The organism is Bradyrhizobium sp. SOJA106 (assembly GCF_059448745.1).
This window is the reverse complement of sequence record NZ_CM182549.1, coordinates 3,985,627-3,998,909: the sequence shown is the minus strand read 5'-3', so window position 1 is coordinate 3,998,909 and position 13,283 is coordinate 3,985,627. Positions and strand designations below refer to the sequence as shown.

The following is a 13,283-nucleotide window of genomic DNA, read 5'->3' as shown; positions in this document are numbered from 1 at the left end:
CGACCACGCCCCTGCCCGCAACCGCGCTGGCACGCGCGCCCACATGCTTCTTTGGGCATGGACAAACCGACATAGGTAAGTATTATTAACCTACTTTTGCCCCACCTGCAAACAGGGCTGATCAGGGAGAACGTCATGCCACAGCATCATCAGCCAGCAACGCTGGCCGCGCTCGGCCGAACCTGGGTTGAGGCCTGGAACGCGCGCGACCTCGAGCGGGTGCTCACGCTCTATGACGAGACGGCCGTGATGACCTCCGACCGCATTCCGGCGATGGGATTCGACGCCAGCGGCACCGTGCAGGGCAAGGAAAGCTTGCGGGCCTATTGGGGCAAGGCGCTCGCCCTGCTGCCGGAGCTGCATTTCTCGCTGATCGATCTGTTCCTCGGCCCTGATAGCGTGGTGGTGTTTTACGAGAACGAGCGGGGCAAGAAGATCTGCGAATATCTGCGCGTGAATGATGCCGGGCTGATCGTGCAGGGATCGGCGAACCATTTGCATTGAAGGGTGCAACCGCACTCGCCACTGTCATTCCCCGCGAAAGCGGGGAATCCAGTACGCCGCGGCCCATCGATTCAATCCCGACCGCTCTGGAATACTGGATCGCCCGATCGAGTCGGGCGATGACACCGCGGGTGACGAAGGTTCGTGAGCCACACCTGCAATGACGGAGGCGACAGCGTGCGCTAACACTGCGCCCGCCGGCCCAAAGACAGGCCCCCCATGAAGCTCCCCGCCTCCCCTTTTACCGTGACCGACTGGAGCAAGGTCGAGGCCGCGCTACATCCCGGCGAAACCGGCGAGGCCAGATGGCGCACGCTCAACATCGGCGATTTGCGTGTGCGGATGGTCGAGTATTCGCCCGGCTATCTCGCGGATCATTGGTGTGACCGCGGCCACGTGCTGTACGTCCTGAAGGGCGAGCTCGACTCGGAGCTGCGTGACGGGCGCAAATTCAAGCTCACGGCGGGGATGAGCTACCAGGTCTCCGATTTCGGCGATGCCGCGCACCGGTCCTCGACGGCGACAGGGGCGACGCTCTTCATCGTCGATTGAGACGCGCGAGAACGATCAATTTACACCGCAAAATTGAACACCGGCGCAACATGCCGGACCACGGGTGGTGCCTTGAAGAAGTCTAATTATCTCGCTATATTGTGATCATCGATACTTGGCCGAACGACTGGGCCGCTTCGCCTCGTCTAAGACAGGCGCGCACGCTTCAGATGATTTCTCCAAAACATCGACTCATCAGGACTATGGGCGCTGCAATGCGTACCGGTCCACGTGCGTACCGTCTTTAACTAACTAAAGGAAATTCCCATGGCTATGGGCACCGTGAAGTGGTTCAACACCCAAAAGGGTTATGGTTTCATCCAGCCGGACGACGGCAACAAGGACGTGTTCGTCCACATCAGCGCCGTCGAGCGCGCCGGCCTGTCGACCCTCAACGAGGGCCAGAAGGTCTCGTTCGACGTCGTCGCCGACCGCCGCAGCGGCAAGTCGTCGGCTGACAATCTCCGCGTCGGCTAATCGCCAGCGCGCGCTCTGACCACGGACGTACCGGCAGAGCGTTAGGAACTCGAAAGCCCCGCGGCCGGTATCCGGCCCGTGGGGCTTTTGTTTTGCGGGAACGGCCGTGCGCTGGTGCCGTAGAGTGGGCAAAGGCGCCGCTCGCGCGACGTGCCATCACCCGTCAAATGGGCAAACGGTGGGCACGCTTCGCTTTGCCCAAACCTACGAAACCTTTTTCAGCACCGACACAAAAAAACCGTCCGTGCCCGTGCGCCGCGGCGTCATCAGCCAGCCTTCGGCTGACTGCAGCGCGGCGTCCGCAAACGCCTCGGCCTTGTCCCAGAGCACGCTGGCGGTCTGCTCGGGCGGAACGACCGCGAACTCGGGATGGCGCTCCGCGAACGCCCTCACCTGCTCGCCATTCTCCTCCGACAGTACCGAGCAGGTGATGTAGGCGATACGCCCACCCGGCTTCACCAGCGGAACCGCGCGGTCGAGCACCTCGGCCTGGTCGCGCAGACGAATCTCGAGCGCGCCGGGGCGCATACGCCATTTGGCGTCGGGGTTGCGGCGCCAGGTTCCGGTTCCCGTGCAGGGCGCGTCGATGACGACGAGGTCGGCCGAGGCGCGGATGTCTGCGAGCGGATCGGCCTCGCCCTTGGGCGTGCGCACATCGGCGTTATGGACGCCGGCGCGCGACAGGCGCTCGTGGATCGGCGCGAGCTGGCGCTTGTCGCGATCGGTCGCGATCAGCCGGCCCTTGCCCTGCATCAGGGCTGCGAGCGCCAGCGTCTTGCCGCCGGCGCCGGCGCAGAGATCAATCACCTGCTCGCCGGGTTTTGCCGCGGTGAACTGGGCCGCAAGCTGCGATCCCTCATCCTGAACTTCAACGCCGCCCTTGATGAAATCTTCCTCGGCCTGGATGCCGGGGTTGCGCGCGTCGGCCGAAAGCTCGATGCGCAAACCCGTTGCCGACCATGGCGCAGGCTTCGCGTGAAGATGAGAAAGCGCGCGCAGCACCTTGTCGCGATTGGATTTTAGCGTGTTGACGCGCAGATCGAGCGGGGCCCGGCTCGCCATCGCGGCGGCTTCCGCAGCGCGATCCTCGCCGAACACTTTTGCCAGGTACGGATCGAGCCATTCCGGATAGTCGCCCGCCACGGCAGCGGGCGCGTCCTTGAGAGAACGCGAGGCGAGCGCGGCCTGCTCGGCGTCGGTCAGCGGCGCCGGCGCAAAGCGGCTGCCGTCGAACATTGCGGCCATGGTGGCCGAGTCCATGTCGCGCTCGAGGCGGAGCATGCCGATCAGCCTGGCACGCGCAGTGTCGGCGTCCATGAGCCAGGCGCTCGAGGCGTAGCGGCGCAGCACGTCCCAGACGAGGCCGGCGATCGCGGCGCGGTCGCCGGAGCCGGCGAAGCGGTGCGCGGTGCCCCACTCCTTCAGCGCTTTCGCGGCGGGCACGCGGTCCTTCTCGATGGTGTCGATCAGTTCGATGGCTGCGGACAGCCGGGCAGCGGGAGTCATTTGAATCTTTCAGATCGGGATCGGAGTCTTTGCGCATGATCTTGTCGGAAAACCGGTCTTCCGCTTTTCCGGACCATGCGGGCGCCTAGATCAACAGGAGCATTTTCAGCGCGAAGTAGATCCACATCGCCAGCAGCACCAGCACGCCGGCGAGCCAGATCGTGGAGCGCCGTCCGAGATCGTTCGAGGAGACGAAAACGCCGGCATGGGCAAAGCGCGTCACCACGAACACCCAGGACATCAGCACGATGAAGAGATCGGCATGGCGCAGCGGCAGCGCCAGCGCGATCAGGGCGTAGAACAGCACCGGCAGCTCGAACTGGTTGCGGTAGCAATTGGCGATTTGTGTGGCACCCTTGGGCCAGTTCGGCTCGCCCAGCGCAATGTCGCGGATCTCGGTCTCGCCCGAGACCAGCGAGCGCCGGCGCGCCAGCACCATGCCGATCAGCAGCGCGAAGGTGAGACAGACCTGCACGAAGACAGGCAGCAAGACCATCTGAATGGACATCGGAACTTTCACGTAGAGCGGAGAGCCGCGGACCGTCATTAGCCGCGACTCCTCGCGCTGACAATCAACCAGTTGAACCGCTGTTCCCGATCAGGCGACCAACCACCGCGATTTTCGGCCCGTTTGAGCCAACGCTGGCGCTGGTCGGCGGCGTCAGCGACCTCACCGACGGACGCGCGGTGCTGCGCGGCGCCGTCGCGCTCAACCACCGCACGGCGGACCGCGTGCTTGTCGTGAACCCGCCCGGCCAAGGCATCTTCGAATTCCGCCTCCGCCTGCCCGCCGAGCCGCATCGCTCCGCAGAGTTCGGCCCCTGGCACCTCGTCGACAGCGTTGCCTCGGCGGTCGCGGCAATGTCCCTCCGCAGGACGGCTACACGATCCGCTATCGCGTGCTCTGACCATGCTTCGAACGAAGGAGGGGATGGCCGCAGCGCGTTTTAAACTTTGTTCGTTGCGATGCATGCGTGCGCCGTCATCGTTTCGACGCGTGACGATCTGTATGCTCAAGGCATGTCCGAATTTCGCCTGACCCAAATTTCCGACACGCATCTTGGCCGGCGCTTTCCCGGCCTGATCGCCAACTTCCAGGCGATCAGCGCGCATATCGACACCGAGCGGCCTGATCTCGTCATCAACACCGGCGACGTCTCCTTTGATGGGCCGAGCAGCCGCGATGATGTCGAATTCGCCAAGAGCCTGCACGCCGCCCTGCCTGTCGCCTGCCGCTATCTGCCGGGCAATCACGATATCGGCGACAATCCGACCGCGATCGGTCCAGTGCCAAAGCCGCCGGTCGCCGAAGCGTACCGCCGGCAATTCTGCGACATCATCGGCGAAGACCATTGGTCGTTCGAAGCGGCCGGCTGGCGCTTCATCGGCCTCAACTCGCTGGTGATGAATTCAGGGCTCGCCTTCGAGGCGGAGCAGTTCGACTGGCTCACCGAAGAGATCGCGCGCGTGAATGGCAAGCCGGTTGCGCTGTTCCTGCACAAGCCGGTGTTTCTCCACCTGCCCGACGACCCCGAGACGCCGGAGACCTCGATCCGCTACGTGCCGCAGCCGGCACGGGCGCGGCTGATCGAGATGTTTGCGCATGTCGATCTGCGCCTGATCGCCAGCGGTCACGTGCACCAGCGCCGCGACTTCACCTATCGTCACACGCGCCACGTCTGGGCGCCTTCGGCCGGCTTCGTGATCAACGACGCGCGCCAGGACCGCATCGCGATCAAGGAAGTTGGACTGGTGGAATACCGATTCCGGCCCGACAGCGTCGAGGTCCGCCACGTCCGCGCGCCGGGCCAGGCCGATATCGACATCGAGGAGCTGTTCGCCCAGATGGGCGGCGAGCATTAAGGCACGATCCGGAAAAGTGCGCAGCGGTTTTCCGAAAAGATCATGCTCAGAGAATAAACTAAAGCGCGATGACGATTCATCCCGATCCATCGCACTTTAGGAGCGCGCGTCTGTTAAGCGACGCTCTTCAGATCCTGCTGGATCGCGGCGAGCAGGGATTGCAGCGCCGCGCTGTTGACGGGATTGGCCACCGCGTCATCGGGCGGCAGTTCGCCCGCGACTTTGGGAGCCCTGAGCGGACGTTTCGGAAATGGCGGCGGTGGGGCCGACATGCCAGGTTGGCTGAAATCGCCTTCCTCGCGATGCACGAACTTCCCGTGGATCACGTCGTCATGGCGGCCCATGACGAACATCGCCACCCAATAGCCGGCAGCCAACAGGATTACGCAGAAAACACTGATCTCTAACATCGCTACACCTAAAATATGCGCGATGATTCAATGACTTCGCTTTGGCGTCAATGAACCGGCGGTCACACCTGCGCACTTTGCGGGCAGGTGTGGCCGATTGGTGACTCTTTGTTAACCATTGACGCCCGTCGCGTGACGCCGACGCAACAACTACAGCTTGTCGGGACCGACCCGCACCAGCTGCTTGCCGAAATTGGCGCCTTTCAGCAGGCCGATGAAGGCGCCCGGCGCGCTCTCCAGGCCCTCGGTCACGAACTCCTTGTATTTCACCTTGCCGTCACGGACCCAGGCCGACATGTCGCGCAGGAAGTCGCCGTGGCGGGAGGCGAAATCGGAGACGATGAAGCCGCGGAAGGTCAGCCGCTTGGTCAGCGTCGCACGCATCATCGATGCCGCCCATTTCGGCGGCTTGGCCTCGGTGTCGTTGTAATGTGCGATCAGGCCGCAGACCGGCACGCGCGCGAACGGATTGAGCAGCGGGAACACCGCCTCGAACACGGCGCCGCCGACATTCTCGAAATAGACGTCGATGCCTTTCGGACAGGCCTCTTTCAGCTTTGCGGCGAAATCGGGATCGCGGTGGTCGATGCAGGCGTCGAAGCCGAGCTCCTTCACGACGTAATCGCACTTGTCCTTGCCGCCGGCGATGCCGACCGCGCGGGCGCCCTTGATCTTCGCAATCTGCCCGACGGCCGAGCCGACCGCGCCGGAGGCGCCGGCAACGACGACGGTCTCGCCCTCTTGCGGCTTGCCGATGTCGAGCAGGCCCGTGTAGGCGGTCATGCCGGGCATGCCGAGCACGCCGATGGAAGTGGAAATCGGGCCGAGCTTCGGATCGACCTTGATCAGGCCCTTGCCGTTGGAGATCGCATGCGTCTGCCAGCCGGAGCGGATGCGGACGATGTCGCCGACCGCGAAATCCGGATGGTTCGAGGCCGCGACCTCGCTCACCGCCTCGCCTTCCATCACGCCGCCGACCGGCACCGGCGCTGCGTAAGACGGGCCCTCGCTCATGCGCCCGCGCATATAGGGATCGAGCGAAAGCCAGATCGTGCGCAGCAGCACTTCGCCGGCGCCGGGCGTCGGCACCGCGAATTCCTCCAGGCGAAAATCGGACGGCTTTGGTTCGCCGACGGGACGCGCGGCGAGAACGATGCGTTTGGCTTGGGACATGGCTTCCTCCTGACTGCTTGTTGCAGTCATTTAGGAGAAGCAATGCACCGACGCAAACTTCGACACTGTCATTCCGGGGCGATGCGTAGCATCGAACCTGGAATCTCGAGATTCCGGGTTGCGCTTCGCGCCCCGGAATGACTAACGAACTAGCCGCCGCCCGGATAGTTCGGCGCCTCACGCGTGATCGTCACGTCGTGGACGTGGCTTTCGCGCAGGCCCGCGCCGGTGATGCGGACGAACTGGGCCTTCTCGTGCAGGTCCTTCATGTCCTTTGCGCCGACATAGCCCATCGCGGCGCGGAGGCCGCCGGCGAGCTGGTGCATGACGTTGCCGACCGGGCCCTTATAGGGCACCTGGCCCTCGATGCCTTCAGGCACGAGCTTGAGCGAATCCTTGATGTCCTGCTGGAAGTAGCGGTCGGCCGATCCCCGCGCCATCGCGCCGACCGAGCCCATGCCGCGATAGGCCTTGTAGGAACGGCCCTGCCACAAGAACACTTCGCCTGGCGTCTCGTCGGTGCCGGCGAGCAGCGAGCCGACCATGGCGATGTCGGCGCCGGCGGCGAGCGCTTTCGCAAGGTCGCCGGAGAACTTGATGCCGCCGTCGGCGATCACGGGAATGTCGGCCTTCTTGGCCGCTTCCACCGCATCCATGATCGCGGTGAGCTGCGGCACGCCGACGCCGGCGACGATGCGCGTAGTGCAGATCGAGCCCGGGCCGATGCCGACCTTGATGCAATCAGCGCCGGAATCGATCAGGGCCTGCGCGCCGTCGGTGGTGGCGACGTTGCCGGCAACGACCTGCACGGAATTGGACAGGCGCTTGATGCGGTTCACCGCATGCAGCACGTGACGGGAATGGCCGTGCGCGGTGTCGACGACGACGAGGTCGACGCCGGCATCGATCAGGCGCTCGGTGCGCTCGAAGCCGGTGTCGCCGACCGTGGTGGCGGCGGCGACGCGCAGGCGGCCTTGAGCGTCCTTGCAGGCGAGCGGATGGGCGACCGCCTTCTCCATGTCCTTGACGGTGATCAGGCCGACGCAGCGATATTGCTCGTCGACCACCAGCAGCTTCTCGATGCGGTGCTTGTGCAGCATCCGTCGCGCTTCGTCCTGGCTGACATTCTCGCGCACCGTGACGAGGTTCTCGTGCGTCATCAACTCGGAGACTTTCTGCCGCCGATCGGTGGCAAAGCGTACGTCGCGGTTGGTGAGAATGCCGACCAGCTTGCCCGGCGTGGACTTGCCGGCGCCGGTGACGACGGGAATGCCGGAGATGCCGTGGTCGCTCATCAGCTTGAGCGCGTCGTCCAGCGTCGCCTCGGGGCTGATGGTGAGCGGGTTCACCACCATGCCCGACTCGTAGCGCTTGACCTGCCGCACCTGGGCCGCCTGCCCTTCGGGATCGAAATTGCGGTGGATGACGCCGAGGCCGCCGGCCTGCGCCATGGCGATCGCCATGCGAGCTTCGGTGACCGTGTCCATGGCGGAGGCCATGATCGGGATGTTGAGCGGAATGGCGCGGGTGACGCGAGAGCGGATGTCGACCTCGCCCGGCATCACGTCGGACAGGCCCGGCTTCAACAGCACGTCGTCGAACGTAAAGGCTTCGCGGATGCCCTGAAGTTGCACCGTGGCCATATGCCAACTCCTTCCTGCGGCCGAGCCGCAAATGCTTATGGATGAGCGCCGCCCTCGGCGTGCCTTGCGGCATCGCCCTAAGAATCGGAGCCCATCGGTGGGGTTGACGCCGGTCGATAGCACGGCCGCGTGACGAATCAAAGCAATTCGGACCGCCGGCCAGCCATGCACAGGCTTTTTACGCAAATTCGGCTGGGATAGCCCGGGGCGGCCCACCCATTGTCATTCCGGGGCGCGACAACGTCGCGAGCCCGGAATCCATCCCGCGGCGGTCCCTGCCGCCCCCGTGGATTCGGGCTCGCGCCAGGTGCGCGCGCCGGAAATCACGCAGGGGCGAGCACAGGATTTAGGTGCTATGCGTTGATCCACAATGGTCCCCGCCGGGCGGCGGTGTTAAGCCGCAAGTCCACCCTCTCTTCTGATTTTCATTACCAATCTGTCATGGTCGACAAGCAACGCGTCATTCCGCTGATCGTGGCCACTGCTCTCTTCATGGAGAACATGGACTCGACGGTCATCGCCACCTCGCTGCCGGCGATCGCGGCCGATATCGGCACAAGCCCCCTGACGCTCAAGCTCGCCATCACCTCGTACCTCTTGTCGCTCGCGGTGTTCATCCCGGCGAGCGGCTGGACCGCGGACCGGTTCGGCGCGCGCATGGTGTTCGCGATCGCGGTCGGCGTGTTCATGGTGGGCTCGGTCGGCTGCGCGCTCTCAGGCTCGGTCACCGACTTCGTGTTCGCACGTATCCTGCAGGGCATGGGCGGGGCGATGATGACGCCGGTCGGGCGCCTCGTGCTGCTGCGCTCCGTCGACAAGAGCGCGCTGGTCAACGCCATGGCCTGGGTGACGGTCCCTGCCCTCATCGGCCCCGTGATCGGCCCACCGCTCGGCGGCTTCATCACCACGTATGCATCGTGGCACTGGATCTTCCTGATCAACATCCCGATCGGGCTGCTCGGCATCTTCATGGCGCTGAAGTTCATCGATCCCATCAAGAGCGAGACGCAGGAGCCTTTCGATCTCTACGGCATGGTGCTTGCCGGCATCGGCCTTGCCGGCATCGCGTTCGGCCTCTCCGTCGCCGGGCTCAACCTGCTGCCCTGGAGCACGGTCGCGGCGCTGGTCGTCGGCGGCTCGATCTCGATGACGCTCTACGTCATCCACGCCCGGCGGACGGGATCGCCGGTGCTCGACTTCTCGCTGCTGAAGCTGCCGACGTTGCGCGCGGCCATTTTCGGCGGCTTCATGTTCCGGCTCGGCATCGGCGCGCTGCCGTTCCTGCTGCCGCTGTTGATGCAGATCGGTTTTGGCCTGTCGCCGTTCCATTCCGGCCTCGTCACTTTCGGCTCCTCGCTCGGCGCCATGGGCATGAAGACGCTGGCGGCGCGCATCATCCGCACCTTCGGCTTCCGCAATTTGATGACGGTGAACGCGATCATCAGCGCGTTCTTCCTCGGCGTCTGTGCGCTGTTCACGGTGACGACGCCGCTCTTGATCATCATGGTGATGCTGGTGGTCGGCGGCTTCTTCCGCTCGCTGGAGTTCACCGCGATCAACACCGTCGCCTATGCCGACGTCGAGACCGCGCAGATGAGCCGGGCCACCACGCTCGTCAGCGTCAACCAGCAGCTCGCAGTGTCCGCCGGCGTCGCCGTCGGAGCCGCCTCGGTCGAGACGACGATGTGGCTCAGCCATGTCAGCGAGCTCAACGCCACCATGTTCGCGCCCGCCTTCGTCGTGGTGGCGCTGACCTCGGCGGCCTCGAGCTGGTTCTTCTGGCAGATGCCGGCGGACGCCGGCCACGAGATCTCCGGCCGCAAGGCGGTGGAGATCGCAAGCCGCAAGGGGGCAGCGAAGAGCGCCGCCAGCGCCGCCGTCAAGGCAGCGACGGAAGATACGCAGGACATGCGCGATCAGCGGCTGGGATAGAAGGCTACTGCTGCAACGGCACCAGGGCATAGCCGACACCCCGGATGGTGGTGATCGGCGCCGCCGTGCCGTCGTGCTGCATCTTGCGGCGCAGCCTCACGATCAGATTGTCGACCGTATGCTCGCTGATCTCGCGGGGATCGCGGTTGGAGATCACGTCGAGCAGGAAATCGCGGCTCAGGGGTTGCGTCATGTGGGACGCAAGGGCGACCAGGATGTTGAATTCGCCCGAGGTCAACTTGACCATGCTTCCGTCGGGACGGAACAGCTCGCGCCGGACCGGATCCAGAATCCAGCCGTCGAACGTCAAGACCTTTTCCTTGGTCCGCCGCAAGACGCTGCGGATGCGGGCGAGCAGCGTGCGCAGGTTGATCGGCTTGGAGACATAGTCGTCGCCTCCCGCCTCGAGGCCCGACAGCACGTCGTCGTCCGAGTCGCGGCTGGTGACGAAGATCAGCCCGCACTGTTCGCCGAGCCGCAATTCACGCGCCAGCGCGATGCCGTCCGCATCGGGCAGATTGATATCGAGCAGAACGATGTCGGGCCGCATCGTGGCGAGTCCAGCCCGCAGCTCGCCGCCGGTTGCCATGCCGTGGACGATCATGCCCTCCTCCTTCAGGAACGCCGTCAGCATCAGCCGGATCTCCGGCGCGTCTTCAACCACGAGTACGATCGTCGACATCGGCCCCTTCGAACGCGTTGTTGATGGCTGCCGGCGCCAGCCTGCTCTGCCCGGCGACATCGAGGTCCCGCAGGACGAGCCTGATCTGCCGCCTCAGGGCCTTGACGGCTTCGTCCCGGTCGCCTCGGCTCGCGCCGGCTGCCTTGGCCGCCATCAGCGCATCATCGGCGCGCGTGGCAAGCTCGGGCATCCGCAAGTTCGCCGCGCTCCCCTTGATGCGGTGGGCGATGCCCGCAAGATCCTTCGGCGCCAGATCGTCTCGCGTCAAAGCGCGGTCCAGCTCGACGAGGCTGCTCGCGAACAACACCTGCAATTCATCGATGCGATCACGCTCGAAGACCTCTTCGAGCGCGAACGATCCGTGCGGCTGCTGGGGCGCGAGGAACGCCTCGATCTTCCAGGCGATGTCATCCGGCGCAAGGCCCGCCGCCAGCACGAGGTCGGCGCCCTCATCAAGCAGCCGCGCGGCTTCGCCTTCGGCGGGCACGCCCACGACGAACATGCCGCCGCCCTCTCCTGCTGCGCGCTGACGCAGCGATCGCAGAAACCCCGACGGCGGGACGACGGCCACCATCGCCGCGAATTCCCGCGCAGACACCATCGTGCCGGCGGCTTCGAACGATTGGGCCGGAAAAACGCGAAATCCCAGCTGCTGGAGCGGAAGGTGCGTTGCCTTGCGCTCGTCGCCCACCACGAGAACGTCGCCGCCGGCTTTCAGGGATGCGCGCGGGCCGGATATGGGCCAGCGCCGGGATTGCAGCGCGGCCTCGATCGCGGCATGCAGCGCTGCGACGTTGATCGGTTTCGCCAGATGTCCATCCATGCCCGCGGCGAGGCATGCGGCGACATCCTCCGACATGACATTGGCGGTCAGCGCAACGATCGGGACCTGGCTGTGCGGAGGCGGCAGGGCCCGGATTCGACGCGTCGCCTCGAGCCCGTCCACGTCAGGCATCTGCATGTCCATCAGGACCGCATCGAACCGCGCGCTCTGCACGAGTTCGATCGCCTGCTCGCCGGACTTCACCAGCGCGATGCTGTGCCCCGCCTTTTCCAGGATCCCACGGGCGACCATCGCATTGATGGGAAGGTCCTCGACGAGCAGCAGATTGAGACGCCTGGCCTGCGAAGCCGCCGCGTCGATTGCATGGCGCTCCCCCGGCTCATGGGTTGCCGGCAGCGGCAGGCTGACGCGAAAGCGGCTACCCTGCCCCGGTGTGCTCTCGACGTCGATCTCGCCGTTCATGCCGTCGACAAGTCGCTTGCAGATCGCAAGTCCGAGCCCGGTGCCGCCGAAGCGTCGCCGGATCGACGCGTCCGCCTGCCCGAACGCCTGGAACAGATGCGCCCGTTGCTCGGGCGTGATCCCGATGCCGGTGTCGGACACGCAGAACGTGATCAGCGCTCGGTCCTGAGGTTCGGCTGTCGTGACCTCGACGGTGACACTGCCCTGGCTCGTGAACTTCACGGCGTTGCCGATCAGGTTGAACAGGATCTGCCTCACGCGCGACTGATCGCCGAGCACCCATTGCGGCACGAGCGGCGAAAGCGCCAGCTGCAGGCTCAATCCCTTCTCCTGCGCGCGAGGCGTCATCAGGTGCACGATCTCGCGCAGGCCTTGCCTGAGGTCGAATGGCGCGCGCTCGTAGACCTCGGCCTGCCGTTCCAGCTTCGAGATGTCCAGGATGTCGTCTAGGATGTTGAGCAGCCCCTCCGCCGAGGATTTGATGATCGACAGGCGCTTGCGCTGCGAGGGCGGCAGCGGCTCGTCGAGCGCCAAATGCGCCATGCCGAGGATGCCGTTCATGGGCGTGCGGATCTCGTGGCTCATGACGGCAAGGAAGTCGGCCTTGACGTTCGCGGCCGCTTCCGCCGCATCTTTGGCCTCACGCAGGTCGAGGTTGACCTGCCGCTCGCGCGCGATGCGCAGATATTCCTCGCGCCGCAGCCGGTTGAACTGCGTGCGCGCCACCGCACCGACGACGTAGCCGACCGCGACGACCAGCAGGATGATCATCAGATCGAGCGGGCTCTCCGGGTCCGGCCTGAGCACCGCCCAGAACAACAGGCTGACAACGGGCGCGTAGGCGCTCATCAGCGCGACCCAGCGAAATCGCCCGGGGACACACAGGTTCAGTGCAATGGCGATCAGCGGCAGCAACAATCCGCCATGACGGGTCAGGCTCGGATGGTCGAAGACCAGCGCGTTGAGCGTGAAGAACGCGAACTGGTGCACGTACGTGATCACGACGATGCGGGGATATCTGTTCGTCCGCAGTACGGCGATCACGGCGGAAACCGCCGACAGGGCGATCAGGAGCCGCACTTCCGTGAAGAACGCCAGCCGGGGGCCGGTGAGCATCAGGAAATCCAGCGGCACGAAGGACAGGCTCGCCGCCGTCTCGGCGAAGATGCACAACAGGGCCATCGCACGTGCAGATTGCCAGACGCTTTCGGAGAACGCCTCTTCGGTCTTGCCGTCGCGAAACTCGCCGGTCTTGCCGATCAGTCCGGGAAGGTCAAACTCTACCGCCGGCATCC

Annotated in this window: 13 protein-coding genes; 5 read left to right on the top strand and 8 right to left on the bottom strand. The window is 65.0% G+C overall.

Annotation, left to right across the window (positions count from 1 at the left end):
- Nucleotides 1-135 precede the first annotated feature (135 nt).
- The 3 genes from AC5V87_RS18175 (at nt 136) to AC5V87_RS18165 (ending at nt 1,533) form a co-directional block, all read left to right on the top strand.
- Nucleotides 136-504 carry a nuclear transport factor 2 family protein gene (locus tag AC5V87_RS18175; protein WP_495371744.1) on the top strand — a complete coding sequence of 123 codons (369 nt, stop codon included), beginning with the start codon at nt 136-138 and terminating at the stop codon, nt 502-504.
- Between the two features lie 219 nt (nt 505-723).
- Nucleotides 724-1,056 (top strand): DHCW motif cupin fold protein, encoded by a 333-nt coding sequence (locus tag AC5V87_RS18170; RefSeq protein WP_495371743.1) that lies wholly within the window; start codon nt 724-726, stop codon nt 1,054-1,056.
- 267 nt (nt 1,057-1,323) lie between these two features.
- On the top strand, nt 1,324-1,533 hold the full coding sequence (locus tag AC5V87_RS18165) for a cold-shock protein (RefSeq protein WP_084805523.1): 210 nt from the start codon (nt 1,324-1,326) through the stop codon (nt 1,531-1,533).
- A 204-nt stretch (nt 1,534-1,737) separates the two neighbouring features.
- Here AC5V87_RS18165 and AC5V87_RS18160 read toward each other — a convergent pair whose 3' ends face one another.
- The 3 genes from AC5V87_RS18160 to AC5V87_RS18150 form a co-directional block, all read right to left on the bottom strand.
- The gene (locus AC5V87_RS18160) at nt 1,738-3,039 is read right to left on the bottom strand and encodes an RsmB/NOP family class I SAM-dependent RNA methyltransferase (protein WP_456838891.1); all 1,302 of its coding nucleotides are present in this window, start codon (nt 3,037-3,039) and stop codon (nt 1,738-1,740) included.
- A gap of 85 nt (nt 3,040-3,124) precedes the next feature.
- A complete protein-coding gene (locus tag AC5V87_RS18155) occupies nt 3,125-3,547 on the bottom strand; it encodes an MAPEG family protein (RefSeq protein ID WP_456838892.1) in 423 nt (140 codons plus the stop codon).
- 38 nt (nt 3,548-3,585) lie between these two features.
- Nucleotides 3,586-4,056, bottom strand: coding sequence for a hypothetical protein (locus tag AC5V87_RS18150; RefSeq protein WP_495371742.1), 471 nt, complete (start codon nt 4,054-4,056; stop codon nt 3,586-3,588).
- A 3-nt stretch (nt 4,057-4,059) separates the two neighbouring features.
- On the opposite strand from AC5V87_RS18150, the gene AC5V87_RS18145 reads away from it, so the two are divergent.
- Entirely contained in the window at nt 4,060-4,902 is an 843-nt protein-coding gene (locus AC5V87_RS18145; protein ID WP_456838893.1) for a metallophosphoesterase family protein, read from the top strand.
- Between the two features lie 113 nt (nt 4,903-5,015).
- Here the strand turns inward: AC5V87_RS18145 and AC5V87_RS18140 are convergent, their stop codons facing one another.
- The 3 genes from AC5V87_RS18140 to guaB all read right to left on the bottom strand — a co-directional run bounded on the left by AC5V87_RS18140 (nt 5,016) and on the right by guaB (nt 8,128).
- On the bottom strand, nt 5,016-5,312 hold the full coding sequence (locus AC5V87_RS18140) for a hypothetical protein (RefSeq protein WP_456838894.1): 297 nt from the start codon (nt 5,310-5,312) through the stop codon (nt 5,016-5,018).
- A 150-nt stretch (nt 5,313-5,462) separates the two neighbouring features.
- Nucleotides 5,463-6,485 (bottom strand): NADPH-dependent curcumin/dihydrocurcumin reductase, encoded by a 1,023-nt coding sequence (gene curA / locus AC5V87_RS18135; RefSeq protein ID WP_495371741.1) that lies wholly within the window; start codon nt 6,483-6,485, stop codon nt 5,463-5,465.
- Nucleotides 6,486-6,634: 149 nt separating this feature from the next.
- Complete coding sequence (guaB, locus tag AC5V87_RS18130; RefSeq protein ID WP_456838896.1) at nt 6,635-8,128, bottom strand: IMP dehydrogenase; 1,494 nt, start codon at nt 8,126-8,128, stop codon at nt 6,635-6,637.
- A gap of 441 nt (nt 8,129-8,569) precedes the next feature.
- Here guaB and AC5V87_RS18125 point away from each other — a divergent pair, with 441 nt between their 5' ends.
- On the top strand, nt 8,570-10,060 hold the full coding sequence (locus tag AC5V87_RS18125) for an MFS transporter (RefSeq protein ID WP_456838897.1): 1,491 nt from the start codon (nt 8,570-8,572) through the stop codon (nt 10,058-10,060).
- Nucleotides 10,061-10,064: 4 nt separating this feature from the next.
- Here AC5V87_RS18125 and AC5V87_RS18120 read toward each other — a convergent pair whose 3' ends face one another.
- Both AC5V87_RS18120 and AC5V87_RS18115 read right to left on the bottom strand, forming a co-directional pair.
- Complete coding sequence (locus tag AC5V87_RS18120; RefSeq protein WP_495371740.1) at nt 10,065-10,742, bottom strand: response regulator transcription factor; 678 nt, start codon at nt 10,740-10,742, stop codon at nt 10,065-10,067.
- On the bottom strand, nt 10,717-13,281 hold the full coding sequence (locus AC5V87_RS18115) for a sensor histidine kinase (RefSeq protein WP_495371739.1): 2,565 nt from the start codon (nt 13,279-13,281) through the stop codon (nt 10,717-10,719). The genes AC5V87_RS18120 and AC5V87_RS18115 overlap by 26 nt, the downstream gene beginning before the upstream one ends.
- Nucleotides 13,282-13,283 lie beyond the last annotated feature (2 nt).